We start from the raw sequence: 18,469 nt of genomic DNA on the forward strand, positions 1-18,469 counted from the left end.
TCTCCAGATGTCTGGTCGGTCAGATCCAGGAATGTCGAGCAGGCAAAGTGCCGTTCAGCCGATACGCGCCGATGGCGTGATACTTCCAGCGCACCGGGTCGTGCAGGGTGTGGACGCGAGCGTTGCGCCAGTGGCGGTCGAGGTTGAATTCGGCGAGGGTGGCGCGGCTGCCGGCCAGTTCGAAGAGCTTTTCGCTGACCAGCAACGACGCTTCGGTGGTCAGCACCTTGGCCTCGGCCACGGCAATCGAGGCGCGGGCGGCCGATTGCGCGGTGATCGGTGCGGCGCTGACCTCGTCCAGCAGCTTGCCGGCCTTGCGCAGCAGGGCTTCGGCGGCGTGCAGTTCGATTTTCAGTTTGCCGATATCGGCGATCACGTACAGATCATCGCTGGCGCGCTCGACCTTGGCGTCGATCCACGGGCGCGAACGTTCGCGCACGAAGGCGATGGTGTCATCCAGCGCCCCACGGGCGATGCCGGCATCGATGGCGGCCTGGATCAGTTGCGAAACGGCGCCCTGGATATTCGGGCTTTCGCCGAGGCGCCAGTTGTCGACGACCAACTCTGCGTCCACCGGCACCTGATCGAGCAATACCGTGCCGCTGGCGGTGGTGCGTTGGCCAAAGCCCGACCAATCGTCAACGATGCGCAGTCCTGGCGTGCCACGGCGCACGAACGCCATGACTTGCTTGCCGTCATCGTTGAGTGCTTTTACTGCGACCCAATGGGCGAACAAGGCGCCGGTGGAGTAGAACTTCTGGCCGCTGATCACATAGCCGTCATCCTTGGCCGTGAGGCGCGCCTTGAGTTCCAGGGTGTTTTTGGTGCCGCGCTCGGGGCCGCCATTGCCGATGCGCCAACCGTCGAGCACGCTTTGGAACAGCTGCTTTTTCTGGCGCGCGGTGGCGGTGCTTTGCAGCAGGTGCAGAATGCCGAAATGGTTCTGCGGGATTTGCCCGAGGGCCGGGTCCGCTGCGCTGATGATCGCGAACACTTCGGCCAGGGTCACGAATGACACCTGGGGGCCGCCGTATTCACGGGGAATGGAAATACTGCCCAGCCCGCTGCGGGTGAACTGTTCAAGCTGCGCCCAGGGCAGCTTGCGCTGCTGGTCGCGTTTGGCCGCTTGCAGGCGCGCGGCCTGAGCCAGCTCATGGGCTGCGCTCAACGCCTGGGCGTCGTTGCGCAGCACCGTGGCCGGCAACAGCAGTGGGGCTACGTCCAGATCACTCTGGGGGGGTGTTAGAGCCAAGTTAGACATCAGCGCCGCTCCTTGGCTGCACGTAATGCCCTGGCGTTATGCACCGGGGTAATTCTGACCATACCGACCTCGCATTCAATGAAATAGAAACAAAAAAATCAGAGATGTCCGGTGGTCCGGTGCATATACCCTAAGCGTGTTAAATCTTTAAATAAACTAACTTTTAGGAATATGCATAGAAGGGCTGTCACCCAGGTTCGCAGGGGGAACCGGGCTGACGCGGTTGATAGATCGTTGTGGCGCTGGCTGGCCGGGCTGGCGGCTGTGGCGCGCAGGTGGCGATATTCAAGGTGCGCACCGGCGCCCAGCGCGAATTATTGCCGACCCGATCGAGAATGCAGTACGTCACGTCCAGGCGGCTGTCGTCACCCGCTTCGATAATCATTGTGGACGGCACCCACACCTGCACCGGCAGGCCGACGCCTTTGGCCTGGATTCTTGGCAGGTCCAGGCGCACGTCGCCCCAGCGCAAGGTGATTGAATCGCCCGTGGCCATGTTCAGGTAGGGCTGGATGGTCAGCGGAATGCCGCGCCGCACCTGGCTGCCGTTGACACCGTAGCGGCGGATGGTTTCGGGCAGGCACACCGGGGCGAGGTTCTGGTTTTCATCGTCCAGCAGTGCAGAAGGGTGGCCACCGGGATAGCAGGTCTTCACAGGCACCTGAGTGAGGTCTGAACGTGCCGGGCCGTGGCCGACTTGCATGACCTGGTAGTGAACCCGTGCGGTGCCATCCTGAATAAAACTTTCGGGTACACGCAGGCGGGTCAGCGTGCCGACCTTGCACGCGGTAATCCGACGTGAGTCGGCAAAGCAGTTGTTCCAGAACAGTTCGATCAGGTCGCCCTCGTCCATGCCAGGGTAAGGCGCGATATCCACCTGCAATTGGGTGGCGGCGAGGGCATTGATGCCGTGTCGATTCGCCTGGGGCAGGGTCGGGGCGGTGAGCGTGGCCTGGGGTGCGGTGCGCGTCATAAGTAATCTCCTTGATGCAGCCAGCAGCAATCGTTCCGGCGCCCGTGGCGCGATTGCGCGCAGGGTGCCGAAAGGAACGATTCAGTGAGTAGCCGGGATAGGATCCAATCCTCTGAGCGCTAGATAAGAGGGTTGGCCAGCGGGCGTCAATGGCGGCAAAAGGCTAAACGGCGAGTTGGAGCAGATTCAGAAAAGGCTGACGCGGCGGGGGATTTTAAGGCAGGTTTGGCGGGGCGTTTTACCCATAGTTGCGAGGGTTTTGCGTAGGACTGTGGCGAGGGAGCTTGCTCCCGCTGGAGTGCGAAGCGCTCCCAGGATTTTGGGGCCGCTGCGCAGCCCAGCGGGAGCAAGCTCCCTCGCCACGCTGCAAGCCAGTCAGTGGGCCAAAAACTTGCTCAAAAACTGCTTGGTCCGTTCTTCCTTGGGGTTGGCGAACAGTGCCTTGGCTTCGCCTTGCTCCACGATCACGCCTTTGTCGAAGAAGATCACCCGGTTGGCAACATCGCGGGCGAAGCTCATTTCGTGGGTGACGATGACCATGGTGCGGTTTTCTTCGGCCAGGCTGCGGATGGTCGCCAGCACTTCGCCGACCAGCTCCGGGTCGAGCGCCGAGGTGGGCTCGTCAAACAGAATCACCTCCGGTTCCATGGCCAAGGCACGGGCAATCGCCACGCGCTGTTGCTGGCCGCCGGACAAACGCCGTGGGTAGGCGTCTTCCTTGCCGGCCAGGCCGACCCTGGCCAAGAGCTTGCGACCGAGCGCGGTCGCCGCCTCGCGCGGCATCTTCTTGACCACGATCGGGCCTTCGATGACGTTTTCCAGCGCGGTGCGGTGCGGGAACAGGTTGAAATTCTGGAACACAAAACCCACATGCTGGCGCAAGCGCCGCACCAGGCCTTGCTGCTGGCTGAGCGGTTTGCTGCTGTCGATCTCGATATCACCGACCTTGATGCGACCGCTGGTGGGTTCTTCGAGGAAGTTCAGGCAGCGCAGCAATGTGGTCTTGCCGGAACCGCTGGGGCCAATGATGGCGACCACTTCGCCTTCCTTGACCTCCAGGTCGATGCCGTTGAGTACTACCTGACCTTTGAATTGTTTGGTCAGTTTTTCAACCACGATCATGCTCAGGACTCCAGGTCATGCCGGTTGACCCGGTCTTCCAGGCGATTTTGAAAGTGCGCCAGGATGCTTGCCAGGATCCAGTAGATCAGGGCGGCGGACAGGTACATGGTGAAGATTTCGAAAGTACGCGCCGACACCAGCTGTGCCTGGCGGAACAACTCCGGCACCTGGATTGTGGCGGCCAGTGCCGTGTCCTTGACCAGCGAAATAAAGCTGTTGCCCAGCGGCGGCAAGGCCGTGCGCATGGCCTGCGGCAGAATGGCCCGGCGCAGGGTCTGCGCGCGTGTCATGCCGATGCTGGCGGCAGCTTCCCATTGGCCGCGCTCGATGGAGCTGATCGCGGCGCGCAGGATTTCACAGGCGTAAGCGGCCATGTTCAGCGAAAAGCCGATCATGGCCGCCGGGATCGGATCCAGCTCGATGCCCACTTGCGGCAAGCCGTAGTAGATCAAGAACAGCTGCACCAGCAAGGGCGTGCCGCGAAAGAACGACACGTAGACTCGGGCGGTCCAGCTTAGAAGCTTGAAGCGCGACAAACGCATCAAGGCCAGGCCGAAGCCCAGCAGCAAGCCGAAAAACATCCCGCCGAGGCTAAGAATCACCGTGTAGTATGCGCCCTTGAGCAGAAAGGGCGCGGAGTCCAGCGCGAGTTGGAAACCTGCTTCCATTATTCAGTGACGTCAGCGTTGAAGTACTTCTCGGACAGCTTCTTCAAGGTGCCATCGGCGCGCAGCTTGTCGAGGGCCTTGTTCACTGCGTCGAGCAGTTCTGGCTCACCTTTGCGCAGGGCAATACCGGCTTCCTGACGGGAGAAGGCATCACCGGCAGCGGCGGTGTCCGGGGCTTTCTTGGCGTATTCCAGAGCGGCCAGGCGGTCGATCAGGATGGCGTCGATACGGCCAATGCGCAGGTCCTGGAACTTGGTTGGGTCATCGTTGTAAGTCTTGATGATGGCTTTGGGTTGGTTGTCCTTGAGCCATTGCTCATAGTTGGTGCCCAGGCCCACACCGACTTTCTTGCCGGCCAGGTCGTCGGCGGTCTTGATGCTGTCGACGTTTTTCTTCAGCACCAGCGCCTGGATACCGGACACGGTGTAAGGCTTGGAGAAGTCATACTTCTTCTTGCGCTCCTCGGAGATGGTCACTTGGTTGACCACTGCATCCAAGCGCTTGGATTCCAGGGCGGCGAGGATGCCGTCCCATGGCGTGGCCTGCAGCTTGACCTTGACACCCAGCTCTTTGGCCAGCGCTTCGGACAGCTCGACTTCAAAGCCGCTGAGCTTGCCGCTTTCATCGACAAAGCTGAACGGCGGGTAGGTGCCTTCCAGGCCGATCTTGATCTCGCCCGCCTTCTTGATGGTGCTCAGCTGCTCGCCGGCGATGGCTTGGCCCATCAGACCAGCCCCGAGTGCCAAGCCCAAAGTGCCAACCAGCAACGTGCGACGCAATACAGAAATAGTCATGAACAGCCCCTGTGTTTTTTATGTTGAGCGAAGCAGGTGACGCAGTAGTCGTATCCTGCCTTAAAGCGCGGTGCGCGTCTTCGCCTTCGGCGCGACTATAAAGCGAGTTTTTAAGACTTGAAAATAATATAAAATTAATTTGATATTTCTTTTTTGAATATGGGGTTGATCTAATGTGGGAGCTGGCTTGCCTGCGATAACGGTGTATCAGCCAACACATTTGTAGCTGACGAACCGCTATCGCAGGCAAGCCAGCTCCCACATTTTGATCGGTGTTTATTCAGTTAAGCACCGAGTCATACGCAAACAACGCCGGTGCCCCGCCGGTGTGCAGGAAAATGATCGGGCCGTCCTCAAACCGCTGACGCCCGATGCCATCGAGCAAACCGGCCATGGCCTTGCCGGTGTAGACCGGGTCCAGCAGCAAGCCTTCCTGGCTGGCTAATAGCTTGACCGCCGCCAGGGTGCCGGCGTTCGGTTCGCCGTAGCGCGGGCCGAAATATTCGTCCCACAGGATCACTTTGAAGGCTTCGGGAATGTCCACGCCCAGCAACTCGGCGGTGCGTTCGGCCAGACCCTGTACTTTCGGGAACTGGGCTTCTTCGGTGCGCGACACGGTAATGCCCACCACCGGCAGGTTCGGCAGCACTTCACTCAACGCCAGCGCGAGGCCGCTATGGGTGCCCGCGCTGCCCGAGGCCAGCACCACGGCGGCGAACTCAATGCCGCTGTCTTCGATCTGCCCGGCCAGCTCCAGCCCGGCGCGCACGTAACCCAAGGCACCCAAGGCATTGGAGCCGCCGATGGGGACGAGGTAGGGCTTCTTGCCGTTGCTGCGCAGGCGGTCGGCAAGGGCGTTGAGTTGGTCGTCGACGTTATCGAGGTTCTCGACCAATTCGACTTTGGCGTCGAACAACTCCAGCAGCAGGCGGTTGCCGTTGCCGAGGTAGTTGGGGTCTTCGGTGCCGGTGGGGTTTTCCAGCAGCGCCACGCAGCCCAGGCCAAGCTTGGCGGCCAGCGCGGCGGTCTGGCGCACATGGTTGGATTGGATGGCGCCGGCGGTCACCAGGGTGTCGGCGCCCTGGGCGATGGCATCGGCGGCCAGGTATTCAAGCTTGCGCAGCTTGTTGCCGCCCATGGCCAGCGGCGTGGTGTCGTCGCGCTTGACGTAAATGTCCCTGCCCAGCCAGGCCGACAGCCGCTCGAGTTTTTCCAGGGCGGTGGCGCCGCCCAGCAGTTCCAGGCGGTTAAAACGGTCGAGCTGTTGTTTGATCATGGCGACATACAGTGGCTAAGTGATGGGGCGACTATAGGCAGGCACTTTTCAACCGGCAACCGCCAATCGCTTATTCCGGATAGTTCTTAGCATCACACCATTGGTTCTTAAGGGTGGCCAGGGTGCATACCGTAAAGTGATGGCCATTTCGTCAGGAGTGAATACCGTGAGTGAGCGTTCCAGTCATTGGCAATTACAGACCATCGTCAGCGAGCTGCGCAGCGCCCGGGACCAGTGGCGAACGCGCAATGGCCGCCTGAGTGGCGAACACGGTGGCCGCGAGTTGCCGTCCCGCGAGGCGGTGGCGCAGATTCTTGAAGCGCTGTGCGGCGCGCTGTTCCCGATGCGCCTGGGCCCGGTGGACCTGCGTGAAGAAAGTGAAGATTTTTACGTCGGGCATACCCTCGACGTCGCCCTGAATGCCTTGCTCGCTCAGGCCCGCCTGGAGCTGCGCTACGCCGCGCGCCAGGGTGCAAGGGATGACAGCGAGGTCGATGCCCTGGCCATCCGGCTGATCCAGGATTTCGCCCTGGCCTTGCCTTCACTGCGCAGCCTGTTGGACACCGACGTGCTCGCCGCCTACCACGGCGACCCGGCCGCGCGCAGTGTGGATGAAGTGCTGCTGTGCTATCCGGGGATTCTGGCGGTGATTCACCATCGCCTGGCGCACCATCTGTACCGCGCCGGGCTGCCGTTGCTGGCGCGGATCAGTGCAGAGATTGCTCACTCGGCCACCGGCATCGATATTCACCCTGGTGCGCAGATCGGTCCGAGTTTCTTTATCGACCACGGGACAGGTGTGGTGATCGGCGAAACCGCGATCATCGGCGAGCGCGTGCGCATCTACCAGGCCGTGACGTTGGGCGCCAAGCGCTTCCCGGCGGATGAGGACGGGCAGTTGCAGAAAGGCCATCCACGCCACCCGATCGTTGAGGACGATGTAGTGATTTACGCCGGTGCGACGATCCTGGGGCGCATCACCATCGGCAAGGGCTCGACCATCGGCGGCAATGTGTGGCTGACCCGCAGCGTGCCGGCGGGGGCGAACATCACGCAGGCGAATTTGCAACATGACGACGGCGCGCAGAAATAGTATTTGAGCCAAACACCGATCAACTGTGGGAGCTGGCTTGCCTGCGATAGCGGAGGACCAGTTGGCACATTTGTAGCTGACAGACCGCTATCGCAGGCAAGCCAGCTCCCACAGTAGTGTCCGCATTTCAATTCCGAGCCACTGAACGATTTGCCATCCCCGCCCGTCATACCAATCCTTGAGCTAGTGTAGGAATTGTCTACCACTCAGCCCTGCGATTAGTCCCAAACCGCCTACCTATGTTTAACTTGAATGCTCGTTCAAGTTAAACCCGGTGGTTCGCTGCCCGCTCACAACAGGAGGCTTACCTTTGCTGAGTCCGTTATTTACAGCCACATCACACACCTTCGGGGTGCATCGTTCATGAGTGCATCGTCCACCCCATCCAGCGGCCTGGTGCGCATGAATGCGCCGGTTTTCTACTTTGCCGCAACCTTCATTTTGCTGTTTGGCATCACTGTCATCGCTATTCCGCAACAGGCCGGTGCCTGGCTGCTGGCAGCGCAAAACTGGGCGGCCAACACGGTCGGCTGGTACTACATGCTCGCGATGACGCTGTATCTGGTCTTCGTGGTGGTCACCGCGCTATCGGGCTACGGCAAGATAAAACTCGGTGCCGACCACGACGAGCCCGAATTCAGTTACCTGTCCTGGGCCGGCATGCTGTTCGCCGCCGGGATCAGCATCACGCTGTTTTTCTTCTGCGTCTCCGAGCCGCTGACACACCTGGTGCAGCCGCCTCAGGGCGCGCCGATGAATGCCGATGCGGCTCGCCAGGCCATGCAGATCCTGTTTCTGCACTGGGGTCTGCATGGCTGGGGCGTGTTTGCCTTTGTCGGCATGGCCCTGGCGTACTTCGCCTACCGGCATAACCTGCCGCTGGCGCTGCGTTCGGCGCTGTACCCATTGATCGGCAAGCGCATCAACGGCCCCATCGGTTATGCGGTGGACGGCTTCGGCATCATCGCCACGGTGTTCGGCCTGGGCGCCGATATGGGTTTTGGCGTGTTGCACCTCAACTCCGGTCTCGACTACCTGTTTGGCATCGCGCATACGCAGTGGATCCAGGTTGGCCTGATCACCTTGATGATGGGCGCCGCGATCCTGGTTGCCGTCGCCGGCGTCGACAAGGGCGTGCGAGTGATGTCCGACATCAACATGCTGCTGGCCTGTGCGCTGCTGCTGTTTGTGTTGTTCGCAGGCCCCACCCAGCACTTGCTCAACACCTTGATCCAGAACATCGGTGACTACCTCGGCGCCTTGCCGACCAAGAGCTTCGATGTGTACGCCTACGACAAACCCAGCGACTGGCTGGGCGGTTGGACGGTGTTCTACTGGGCCTGGTGGATCGCATGGTCGCCGTTCGTGGGCCTGTTCATCGCGCGTATTTCCCGTGGCCGTACCATCCGCGAGTTCGTCTTCGGTGTGTTGCTGATCCCGCTGGGTTTCACCCTGGCCTGGATGTCGATCTTCGGCAACAGCGCCATCGACCAGGTACTCAACCACGGCATGACCGCGTTGGGCCAGTCGGCCATCGATGACCCTTCGATGAGCCTCTACTTGCTGCTGGAAACCTACCCGTGGAGCAAGACGGTGATCGCCGTCACGGTGTTTATCAGCTTCGTGTTCTTCGTCACTTCGGCGGATTCCGGCACTGTAGTGCTGTCGACGCTTTCGTCCAAAGGCGGCAACGCCGATGAAGACGGGCCGAAATGGCTGCGGGTGTTCTGGGGCGCGATGACGGCGCTGGTCACCAGTGCCCTGCTGTTTGCCGGCAGTATTGATTCGCTCAAGTCTGCGGTGGTGCTGACTTCGTTGCCGTTCTCGCTGATTTTGCTGCTGATGATGTGGGGGCTGCACAAGGCCTTCTACCTCGAATCGCAGAAGCAGATTGCCCAGCTGCATTCGCTGGCACCGGTGTCGGCGGCGCGCAAAGGCCGAGGCGGTTGGCGCCAGCGTTTGAGCCAGGCTGTGCACTTCCCGTCACGTGATGAGGTGTACCGTTTCCTCGAATCGACGGTGCGCCCGGCGATCGAAGAAGTGACGGCGGTGTTTGTCGAGAAAGGCCTGAATGTGGTGACTCAGCCGGACCCGTCCAACGACAGCGTCAGCCTGGAAATCGGGCATGGCGAGGAGCATCCATTCGTTTACCAGGTGCAGATGCGCGGCTATTTCACGCCGTCGTTCGCCCGTGGTGGCATGGGTTCCAAAGAGATCAACAACCGCCGCTATTACCGCGCGGAAGTGCACTTGAGTGAGGGCAGCCAGGACTACGATCTGGTCGGCTACACCAAGGAGCAGATCATCAACGACATCCTCGACCAGTACGAGCGCCACCTGCAGTTCCTGCACCTGGTGCGCTGACCCACCGATCGTTCCCACGCTCCGCGTGGGAACGATCAAATGCCCGCAAACCCGTGTAATTAAAGGCTTTCTTAAACTTAATTTCATTCGTGAACTAAGCGTTTTGACTCCGAACTGTCATCTGGCCACTGCGTAATTGTGTGAAGCGTTTGACGCTTTCATTTCAGAACAGTGACGGAGACCGGTAACAATGAAGACGTTAATAAGCCCCATGGTAGGTGCCGCCATGGCGAGCTTTATGCTGTCCGCCCATGCCGATTTTATCGACGACAGCCACGCCGACGTGACCCTGCTCAACCGCTATCTCAACCAGCAAGGTCGTGATGTGGTGGGCAGCAACGCCAAGGCGCATAGCGTGCGGGATTGGGGCCAGGGTTTCGAGTTCAACTTCAAGTCCGGCTACACCGAAGGCCCGGTAGGTTTTGGCCTGGACTTGCAGGCGTTTTACGGCTTGAAACTCGACTCCGGCGGCGACCTCAACGACAAGGATCACCAGGGCCGTTACCCAGGCAGCATGTTCCCGTTGGACAACGGCAAATCCGCCGACCAGTTCGGTGTACTCAGCCCGACCTTCAAGATGCGTTTCGCCAAAGATGAACTGCGGGTTGGCACGCTGTATGGCAACAACCCGGTACTGGCCAACACCGACGGCCGCCTGTACCAGCAGACCAACACCGGCGTGCAACTGGTCTCCAAGGACCTCAGCGACTTCACCTTCACCGGCGGCGATATCTTCAAGACCAAGATCCGCAACGAAACCGGCGACCAAGGCATGATCACCGCCGGCGGCACCCGAGAAAGCGATCGCTTCCTGTTCGGCGGTGCGGATTACACCGGCATCCAGAACACCACCGTGAGCCTGTGGTACTCCAACCTTGAGGATTACTACCAGCAGTTCTTCCTCGGCGCCAAGCGTCATGACGCGTTGTCCGTGGGCGCCATCGACACCGACGTGCGTGTGTTCCGCAGCCTTGGTGTAGGCGCCAACGCCGACGGCGATAAAGACTTTACCGGCGCCGGTCTGTATGGCGACGGCACCAGCAAAGGCCGCATCAACCAAACCACCGCCAGTTTGCTGGAGAGCTACAGCCTGGACGGTCACACCGTCGGCTTGGGCATCCAGAAAAACAGCGGTGACAGCGACTTTCCGTACCTCGATTCCGGCCTCAACAGCGGCGACAACCGCCAAGGGCCGGGCTCAGGCGCAGACACCCCGGCGCTCACAAATATGCAGTTGAATAAATTTCAACACGCCGGTGAGCGCACTTGGCTTGCGCAGTACAAGTATGACTTCGGTAAGCTGGGCCTTACCGGCCTGACGTTCTCGGCGGCCTATGCCCACGGTGATGACATCCGCACCGTGCAAGGCACCACCAGCGAGTGGGAACGCAACATTGCCGTGGCTTACCAAGTACCGACCGGCACCCTCAAGGGCCTGGGCGTGACCTGGAAAAATGCCCACGCCAGCCCGGATATTACCGGTGCCACCGTTCAAGATGAAAATCGCTTTTATGTCAGCTACGTCGTTCCACTCTGGTAGGAAATTGCTGTAGAACGGAACGGCAGGCTTAAGCGATTCAGCTGGTTAAAAGGCCTGGGAATAACCTTATTCCCAGGCCTTATTTGCCTACGTCCAAGAGAGGATTCGATGACTTACATTGCTGCCGAAAACCGCTATGAATCTATCCCGTACCGCCGCGTAGGTCGCAGTGGATTGGTGCTGCCAGCACTGTCCCTGGGGCTGTGGCACAACTTTGGCGACAGCACCCCGATCGACACCCAGCGCGCCCTGCTGCGCACTGCGTTTGACCTGGGGATCAACCACTTCGACCTGGCCAACAACTACGGCCCACCGTATGGCAGCGCCGAGATCAACTTCGGCCGTTTGCTGCGTGAAGACTTCAAGCACTACCGCGACGAGCTGATCATTTCCAGCAAAGCCGGCTGGGACATGTGGCCCGGCCCTTACGGCCAGGGTGGCGGTTCGCGCAAATACGTACTGGCGAGCCTGGACCAGAGCCTGCAACGCCTGGGCGTCGACTACGTGGATATTTTCTACTCTCACCGTTTTGACGCCGACACCCCGTTGGAAGAAACCGCCAGCGCCCTTGCCACTGCCGTGCAGCAGGGTAAGGCGTTGTACATCGGTATCTCTTCTTATTCCGGGGTGAAAACCCGCGAAATGGCGGCGCTGCTCAAAGAGTGGAAAGTGCCGTTGCTGATCCACCAGCCGGCCTACAACCTGCTCAACCGCTGGATTGAAAAAGACCTGCTGGATACCACCGACGAACTTGGCGCAGGGGTGATTGCTTTCACACCACTGGCCCAGGGTTTGCTCACCGACAAGTACCTCAACGGCGTGCCGGCCGATGCGCGGGTCAACCGCCCAGGTGGCGGCTCGTTGCAGGCCAAGCACTTGTCTGAAGCCAACATTGCCCATGTGCGTGGGTTGAATGAAATCGCCAAGCGCCGTGGCCAGAGCCTCGCGCAACTGGCCCTGGCCTGGACCCTGCGTGACCCACGGGTGACCAGTGCCTTGATTGGTGCGAGCCGACCGGAGCAGATCATTGAAAACGTTGGCGCGTTGAAGAACTTGAGCTTCAGCGCGGAAGAACTGGCGGAGATTGATCGGTTTGCGCAGGAAGGCGGGATTAACCTGTGGGAAAAACCGTCCACTGCTGAATAAGCCGGTACAAGCCGGTCAAAAATGTGGGAGCCGGGCTTGCCCGCGAAGGCGGTGTGTCAGTCGATGAATGCATGGGCTGGTACGCCGCTATCGCAGGCAAGCCAGCTCCCACACTTTGATCTTCAGTGTGGCAAATTCATTCGGCAGTACGCGGTCAATGTGGGAGCCGGGCTTGCCCGCGAAGGCGGTGTGTCAGTCGATGAATGCATGGGCTGGTCCACCGCTATCGCAGGCAAGCCAGCTCCCACATTTTGATCTTCGGTGTGGCAAATTCACTCGGTTGTACTCGGCCAATGTGGGAGCCGGGCTTGCCCGCGAAGGCGGTGTGTCAGTCGATGAAGTAGTGGCTGGTCCACCGCTATCGCAGGCAAGCCAGCTCCCACATTTTGATCTTCAGTGTGGCAAATTCATTCGGCAGTACGCGGTCAATGTGGGAGCCGGGCTTGCCCGCGATGGCGGTGTGTCAGTCGATGAAGTAGTGGCTGGTCCACCGCTATCGCAGGCAAGCCAGCTCCCACATTTTGATCTTCAGTGTGGCAAATTCATTCGGCAGTACGCGGTCAATGTGGGAGCCGGGCTTGCCCGCGATGGCGGTGTGTCAGTCGATGAAGTAGTGGCTGGTCCACCGCTATCGCAGGCAAGCCAGCTCCCACATTTTGATCTTCAGTGTGGCAAATTCATTCGGCAGTACGCGGTCAATGTGGGAGCCGGGCTTGCCCGCGATGGCTGTGTGTCAGTCGATGAATGTATGGGCTGGTCCGCCGCTATCGCAGGCAAGCCAGCTCCCACATTTTGACCTTCATTGATGCAGAGGCTGTGCCTGGTTTAGAAGGGGACGTCGCCCAGGATTGTGGCGCGATGCATCACGCGCCGGTGCGGACGGTAGTCATCCACGGCGTAGTGCTGGGTCACGCGGTTGTCCCAGAACGCCACGTCGTTCTCCTGCCAGCGCCAGCGAATGGTGAATTCCGGCCGTGTTGCGTGGGCAAACAGCAGCTTGAGTATGGCCTCGCTTTCCACCGGCTCCAGCTCGTTGATTTTGGTGGTGAAGCCGTCACTGACAAACAGCGACTTACGCCCGCTGACCGGATGCGTGCGCACCACCGGGTGTGACAGGGGTGGATTCTTCTTGCGGGTCTCTTCCCAGCGCGCCAGGTCTTCGGCGGTGTTGCCAAAGCGCTCCAGCGGGAAGGATTTGGTGAAATCATGAGTCGCCGTGAGGCCGTCGAGCAGGCGCTTGAAGGGTTCCGACAAGGCTTCATACGCCGCAATGCCACTGGCCCACAACGTGTCGCCACCAAAGGCCGGCAGCAGCTTGGCGCTGAGCACCGCGCCGAGCGCCGGCGTCGGCAGGAAGGTCACGTCGGTGTGCCATACGGCGTTGTCGCGCACGTCAGTCACGGCAGTGTCGAGGATCAGCACTTCGGGCTGCTCCGGCACGTTGGGGTAGATCGGGTGAATGTGCAGGTCGCCAAAATTTGCCGCAAACCGCGCCTGTTGCTGCGGGGTGACGGCTTGGCCACGGAAGAACAGCACCGAGTGGCTGAGCAGCGCCTGCTCAATGCCGTCACGTTCTTCAAAGCTCAACGGTTGGGTGATATCGACGCCACTGATCAGGGCGCCCAGGGCGGTGCTTATTGGCGTAACGGTCAGGCTGCTCATGCGGTTCTCACTCAATGTGCCTGGCCATGCCAAGGCACTAATTTGCGCTGCAGGGCACGCAGGCCCATTTCCATGGCGAAGGCAATCAGGGCGATCACCAGAATCCCCAGCACCACCACGTCGGTGACCAGGAACTGCGCCGCCGACTGCACCATAAAGCCCAGGCCGCTGGTGGCGGCGATCAGCTCGGCGGCAACCAGGGTCGACCAACCCACACCCAGGCCGATGCGCACGCCGGTAAGGATGTCGGGCAGCGCGCTCGGCAGGATCACATGGCGAATCAACTGGGCGCGGGTGGCGCCCAACGACTGCGCGGCACGCAGTTTGGCCGGGTCGACCGTGCGCACGCCGGTCGCGGTGGCGATGGCGATAGGCGCAAAGATCGCCAGGTAAATCAGCAATACCTTGGACAGCTCACCGATGCCGCACCAGATCACGATCAGCGGCAGGTAAGCCAGGGGCGGAATCGGCCGGTAGAACTCGATCAGCGGGTCGAGGATGCCACGGGCAATGCGGTTGGCACCGATGGCAATCCCCACCGGCACGGCGGTCAGTACCGCAAAGCCCAGGCCCAGGCCGATGCGCGTGAGGCTCGCGCCCAGGTGCTGCCACAAAGTGGAATCCATATAGCCGGTGGTCGCCAGCAGCCAGCCTTTTTGCAGCACGGCGGATGGTGGCGGCAGGAATAGCGGTTCGATCAGGCCAGTGGCGGTAACCGCCCACCAGATTGCCAGCAAGGCGACCAGGGTGAGTACGCTGATCCAGCGTGTGCTCAGGCGACGACGTACCGGAATAACCTTGTGCGCTACCGGCTTGGCGGCCGTGGCGGGAAGTTCGTAGCTGCTCATGCAGGCACCTGCCGTTGCGAGAACACTTTGCCCAGCACGTGTTCACGGGTTTCGATAAAGCGCGGGTCGGATTTGATCGCCCGCGCCGATTCACCGGCGGCGTAGCGTTGACCGAAGTCCAGGTGCAGGCGCTCGACGATCTGGCCTGGGTTGGGCGCCAGCAGGATCAGGTCGGTGGCGAGAAATACCGCTTCTTCGATGTCATGGGTAATCAGGAACACCGGCTTGGCCGTGCGCCGCCAGACTTGCAGGAGCAACTCCTGCATCTGTTCGCGGGTGAAGGCATCGAGGGCGCCGAAAGGCTCGTCCATCAGCAGCACGCGAGGGTCGGCCGCCAGCGCGCGGGCCAGGCCGACACGCTGTTTCTGGCCACCGGAAAGCTGCCAGATACGGCGGCTGTCGAAACCGGCCAGGTCGACCAGTGCGAGCATTTCCCGGGCGCGCACTTCGCGTTGTGCCTTGGGCACACCGGCCAGTTCCAGGCCGAAGCCGACGTTGGCCAGCACGTCCTGCCAGGGCAGCAGAGCGTCGTCCTGGAACACCACGCCGCGTTCGGCGCTCGGGCCTTTGACCGGCACGCCATCGAGGGTGATACGCCCGGCAGAAGGTTCGACGAAGCCGGCAATCAGGTTCAACAGCGAAGTCTTGCCACTGCCGGACGGGCCGAGGGCCACCAGCAATTGCTGAGGCCCAAGGTCGAGTGAAATATCGGACAGTACCGGTTCTGTGGCGCCTGGGTACTGTGCGCTGATGCGCTCCAGTTGTAGCAAGGCCATCGCGATGAGCTCCTTGAATCAGTTAGTGATGAACTTGGCGCTGACGTAAGGGGCGTAGTCCGGCAGCACGGCGTCGACTTTGCCTTGTTCCTTGAGGAACGCGGCGGTGTCGGTTACAGCCTTGGTAGTCGGTGCGCCCAGCAGGGTTACTTGGTCAGCGGCCAGCGGATAGACGTTGCCTTGCAGCAGCAGTGGGATATCACTGGCCTTGGCGCCGGAGAGCTTCACCAGCTTGTCGACGTTGCCTTTGTCGGCCAGCCAGGCCTGTGGGTCTTTGCGGTAGGCGGCGTAGGCGTCCAGGGTGACTTTGGCGAAGGCGGTGATGATTTCCGGGTGTTTTTCGGCGAAGTCTTTGCGCACGATCCAGGCATCGAAGGTGGGCGCGCCGAACTTGGCCAGTTCGCCGGAGGTGATCAGCACTTTGCCGTTTTCCTTGGCAACGCCCAGGGCCGGGTCCCACACGTATGTCGCGTCGATATCACCGCGCTTCCACGCCGCAATGATTGCCGGTGGTGCGAGGTTGAGGATGGTCACTTTGGAAGGGTCGATGTTCCAGTGTTTTAGCGCGGCCAACAGGCTGTAGTGGCCGGTAGACACGAAAGGCACGGCAATCTTTTTGCCGACCAGGTCCTGTGGGCTGTTGATCCCCGAACCATTGCGCGCTACCAGCGCTTCGGCGCCGCCGATCTGGGTGGCGACCAGGAAGGTTTCAACGGGTACTTTGCGCGTTACCGCAGCGGTCAGCGGGCTGGAACCGAGGTAGCCAATCTGGACGTCGCCGGAAGCAATGGCGGCGATGATGTCGGCGCCATTGTCGAATTTGCGCCAGTCGATCCTGGCGTTGGTAGCTTTTTCATACGCACCGTCGGCCTGGGCGACTTTCGCCGGGTCTACGGTGGTCTGGTAAGCAATGGTCACATCTGCCGCCTGGGCAAACAGGCTGGCACCGGCAAGGGACAATGCGGCCAAGAGGCGCAATGGGGTAAGCAGTTTCAAGGGGAAGCTCCTCAATCAGGCGGCCGAGGGTCGGCGTGTGAGGAGACTAAATGATCTAAGAACTCGAAAATAAATAACATTTTCGAATTAGCTTATGAGGAGAAGAGTGAGCGCAATCTTCAACCCAATGAAGGCAAATGTGGGAGCTGGCTTGCCTGCGATAGCATCACCTGGGTATCACTGATACACCGAGGTGTTTGCATCGCAGGCAAGCCAGCTCCCACACAAACCAGGTCCCACAGGAGATGGCGTGATGCTTTAGTTACTGATCGCCAGAATACTTGCCTGGTACGAGCCGACAAACACGTCAAAGTCGCCCACTTCGTTTTGCTCAAGCTCCACCTGCTGAGCCAGCGACTTACGTGCCAACTCTTCAAAGCGTGCCTGCTCATCGGCCGGTAAAGGCTCCTGACGGAAGTGCGCGGCGTGTACCTCGCTCTGATGCAGGGAGAATTGCGCAAAGCTCTCTTTGCGCTCGGCCATCGCTGCCAGCACTTGGGCCGACGGCGTCAGGGACGAGTCCTTGACCTTCGCCAACTGAGCGTCCAGCGCCTGGCTGTGCTCGGTGATGCCATGGCTCTCATCCAGCAAGGCCGCCAGCGGGGCGATCTTCTCCAGCAGCTCGGTGGCCCATTCCTTCATGTCCACCGCCTGGCCTTCACGCTGCAATTGCAGGCCTGGGCGACGGCCTTCCTTGACCACACTGAGGAAGTTGGAGGTGGCATTGCCACACTCGTTGTTGGCGAACAGCGGGCTGTCGTTCAACGCGCAGTACAGCAGGAACGCATCAAGGAAACGCGACTCCGGCAGGTCGATGCCCATCGGCAGGAACGGGTTGATGTCCAGGCAGCGCACTTCGATGTACTGGATGCCACGGGCCATCAGCGCCTGGATCGGCCGCTCGCCGGTGTAGGTCACGCGCTTGGGGCGGATGTTGGAGTAGTACTCGTTTTCGATCTGCAGGATGTTGGTGTTGAGCTGCACCCATTCACCATCCTTATGGGTGCCGATTTCGACGTAAGGCGCGTAGGGCGTTGCCACCGCTTCGCGCAGGCTGTCGGTGTAGCTGTTCAAGTCGTTGTAGCACGGCGTCAGCCCAGCCTGGGCGTTGCTCTGGTAACCCAGGTCGCTCATGCGCAGGCTGGTGGCGTACGGCAAGTACAGCGTGTCGGCGTCCAGCACTTCCAGTTGGTGCGAACGACCGCGCAGGAAACCGGCGTCCAGGGCCGGTGAAGCACCAAACAGGTACATCAGCAGCCAGCTGTAGCGGCGGAAGTTACGGATCAGCGCGATGTAGGCGGTGGACTGGTAGTCGCGGTCGGTGCCGACGAAGCCTTCAGTCTCCTTGAGCAACGGCCACAGCTGTTCCGGCAGGGAAAAGTTGTAGTGGATGCCGGCGATGCACTGCATGGTCTTGCCGTAACGCAGGGCCAGGCCCTTGCGGTACACGTACTTGAGCTGGCCGATATTGGAGGTGCCGTAGTAGGCGATCGGAATATCTTCCTCGGCCGGCAACGGGCACGGCATCGAAGGGCTCCACAGGTACTCGCTGCCGAGCTTGCTGTAGGCAAACCGATGGATCTTGTCCAGGCTGCTCAGGGTGTCGGCCGGGTTGGGCAGGGCGGGAGTGATGAACTCCAGCAGCGATTCCGAGTAGTCGGTGGTGATCAATTCATTGGTCAACGCGGCGCCCAGGGCTTCTGGATGCGGCGTTTGTGCCAGGCGACCCTCACCGGTGACGCGTAGGCATTCACGCTCGATGCCGTGCAAGCATTGCTCTAGCAGGGAGAGGTGTTCGCGCTTGCCGAGCAGGGCCAGGCGGCGGTTGAGAAGTTCGCTCAAGTTGGATTCCTTCACGCGTCAGTCGCCCCAATATGGGGGTGGGCAGGACGGTCTACAAGGGTGAAGTTGAAACTGGCGTTATCGCCTGGTTTAGAGTCGATTTGGCTC

The 18,469-nt window shown here is 60.6% G+C and carries 15 protein-coding genes; 4 read left to right on the forward strand and 11 right to left on the reverse strand.

Features of this window, described 5'->3' with window-relative positions; genetic code table 11:
- Positions 1–19: 19 nt before the first annotated feature.
- The 6 genes from HU759_RS02180 to HU759_RS02205 form a co-directional block, all read right to left on the reverse strand.
- Positions 20–1,261, reverse strand: coding sequence for an SfnB family sulfur acquisition oxidoreductase (locus tag HU759_RS02180; RefSeq protein ID WP_186617887.1), 1,242 nt, complete (start codon positions 1,259–1,261; stop codon positions 20–22).
- A gap of 187 nt (positions 1,262–1,448) precedes the next feature.
- Complete coding sequence (locus HU759_RS02185; RefSeq protein ID WP_026013583.1) at positions 1,449–2,234, reverse strand: hypothetical protein; 786 nt, start codon at positions 2,232–2,234, stop codon at positions 1,449–1,451.
- A gap of 375 nt (positions 2,235–2,609) precedes the next feature.
- Entirely contained in the window at positions 2,610–3,356 is a 747-nt protein-coding gene (tcyN, locus tag HU759_RS02190) for an L-cystine ABC transporter ATP-binding protein TcyN (RefSeq protein ID WP_170039521.1), read from the reverse strand.
- A 2-nt stretch (positions 3,357–3,358) separates the two neighbouring features.
- A complete protein-coding gene (tcyL, locus tag HU759_RS02195) occupies positions 3,359–4,024 on the reverse strand; it encodes a cystine ABC transporter permease (RefSeq protein ID WP_017135731.1) in 666 nt (221 codons plus the stop codon).
- A complete protein-coding gene (tcyJ, locus tag HU759_RS02200; protein WP_186617888.1) occupies positions 4,024–4,818 on the reverse strand; it encodes a cystine ABC transporter substrate-binding protein in 795 nt (264 codons plus the stop codon). The genes tcyL and tcyJ overlap by 1 nt, the downstream gene beginning before the upstream one ends.
- 280 nt (positions 4,819–5,098) lie before the next feature.
- Entirely contained in the window at positions 5,099–6,094 is a 996-nt protein-coding gene (locus tag HU759_RS02205; RefSeq protein WP_186617889.1) for a D-cysteine desulfhydrase, read from the reverse strand.
- 166 nt (positions 6,095–6,260) lie between these two features.
- Between HU759_RS02205 and epsC the strand changes: the two genes are divergently transcribed.
- The 4 genes from epsC to mgrA all read left to right on the forward strand — a co-directional run bounded on the left by epsC (position 6,261) and on the right by mgrA (position 12,237).
- Positions 6,261–7,187, forward strand: coding sequence for a serine O-acetyltransferase EpsC (gene epsC, locus HU759_RS02210; RefSeq protein ID WP_138449702.1), 927 nt, complete (start codon positions 6,261–6,263; stop codon positions 7,185–7,187).
- Between the two features lie 402 nt (positions 7,188–7,589).
- On the forward strand, positions 7,590–9,551 hold the full coding sequence (gene betT / locus HU759_RS02215) for a choline transporter BetT (RefSeq protein WP_169986756.1): 1,962 nt from the start codon (positions 7,590–7,592) through the stop codon (positions 9,549–9,551).
- 211 nt (positions 9,552–9,762) lie between these two features.
- On the forward strand, positions 9,763–11,091 hold the full coding sequence (locus HU759_RS02220) for an OprD family outer membrane porin (RefSeq protein WP_017135726.1): 1,329 nt from the start codon (positions 9,763–9,765) through the stop codon (positions 11,089–11,091).
- Positions 11,092–11,199: 108 nt separating this feature from the next.
- Positions 11,200–12,237: an L-glyceraldehyde 3-phosphate reductase gene (gene mgrA, locus HU759_RS02225; RefSeq protein ID WP_017135725.1), complete on the forward strand. Its 1,038-nt coding sequence runs from the start codon at positions 11,200–11,202 to the stop codon at positions 12,235–12,237.
- An 825-nt stretch (positions 12,238–13,062) separates the two neighbouring features.
- Here mgrA and tauD read toward each other — a convergent pair.
- The 5 genes from tauD to gshA form a co-directional block, all read right to left on the reverse strand.
- Positions 13,063–13,899, reverse strand: a complete 837-nt coding sequence (gene tauD, locus HU759_RS02230; protein WP_186617891.1) for a taurine dioxygenase — start codon at positions 13,897–13,899, stop codon at positions 13,063–13,065.
- An 11-nt stretch (positions 13,900–13,910) separates the two neighbouring features.
- A complete protein-coding gene (gene tauC, locus HU759_RS02235; RefSeq protein WP_099549521.1) occupies positions 13,911–14,747 on the reverse strand; it encodes a taurine ABC transporter permease TauC in 837 nt (278 codons plus the stop codon).
- On the reverse strand, positions 14,744–15,523 hold the full coding sequence (tauB, locus tag HU759_RS02240) for a taurine ABC transporter ATP-binding subunit (RefSeq protein WP_017135361.1): 780 nt from the start codon (positions 15,521–15,523) through the stop codon (positions 14,744–14,746). Before tauB ends, tauC begins: the two co-directional genes overlap by 4 nt.
- Positions 15,524–15,541: 18 nt before the next feature.
- Positions 15,542–16,519, reverse strand: coding sequence for a taurine ABC transporter substrate-binding protein (tauA, locus tag HU759_RS02245; RefSeq protein WP_169986664.1), 978 nt, complete (start codon positions 16,517–16,519; stop codon positions 15,542–15,544).
- A 258-nt stretch (positions 16,520–16,777) separates the two neighbouring features.
- On the reverse strand, positions 16,778–18,361 hold the full coding sequence (gene gshA, locus HU759_RS02250) for a glutamate--cysteine ligase (protein ID WP_186617893.1): 1,584 nt from the start codon (positions 18,359–18,361) through the stop codon (positions 16,778–16,780).
- Positions 18,362–18,469: the final 108 nt, after the last annotated feature.

Origin of the sequence: Pseudomonas sp. OE 28.3 (genome assembly GCF_014268205.2) — a bacterium.
Taxonomy (GTDB): Bacteria; Pseudomonadota; Gammaproteobacteria; order Pseudomonadales; family Pseudomonadaceae; genus Aquipseudomonas; species Aquipseudomonas edaphica.

Coding starts and splice junctions, on each gene's coding strand:
- HU759_RS02180 (WP_186617887.1), bottom strand. CDS start 1,261: ATGTCTAACTTGGCTCTAACACCCCCCCAGAGTGATCTGGACGTAGCC.
- HU759_RS02185 (WP_026013583.1), bottom strand. CDS start 2,234: ATGACGCGCACCGCACCCCAGGCCACGCTCACCGCCCCGACCCTGCCC.
- tcyN (WP_170039521.1), bottom strand. CDS start 3,356: ATGATCGTGGTTGAAAAACTGACCAAACAATTCAAAGGTCAGGTAGTA.
- tcyL (WP_017135731.1), bottom strand. CDS start 4,024: ATGGAAGCAGGTTTCCAACTCGCGCTGGACTCCGCGCCCTTTCTGCTC.
- tcyJ (WP_186617888.1), bottom strand. CDS start 4,818: ATGACTATTTCTGTATTGCGTCGCACGTTGCTGGTTGGCACTTTGGGC.
- HU759_RS02205 (WP_186617889.1), bottom strand. CDS start 6,094: ATGATCAAACAACAGCTCGACCGTTTTAACCGCCTGGAACTGCTGGGC.
- betT (WP_169986756.1), top strand. CDS start 7,590: ATGAATGCGCCGGTTTTCTACTTTGCCGCAACCTTCATTTTGCTGTTT.
- HU759_RS02220 (WP_017135726.1), top strand. CDS start 9,763: ATGGTAGGTGCCGCCATGGCGAGCTTTATGCTGTCCGCCCATGCCGAT.
- mgrA (WP_017135725.1), top strand. CDS start 11,200: ATGACTTACATTGCTGCCGAAAACCGCTATGAATCTATCCCGTACCGC.
- tauD (WP_186617891.1), bottom strand. CDS start 13,899: ATGAGCAGCCTGACCGTTACGCCAATAAGCACCGCCCTGGGCGCCCTG.
- tauC (WP_099549521.1), bottom strand. CDS start 14,747: ATGAGCAGCTACGAACTTCCCGCCACGGCCGCCAAGCCGGTAGCGCAC.
- tauB (WP_017135361.1), bottom strand. CDS start 15,523: ATGGCCTTGCTACAACTGGAGCGCATCAGCGCACAGTACCCAGGCGCC.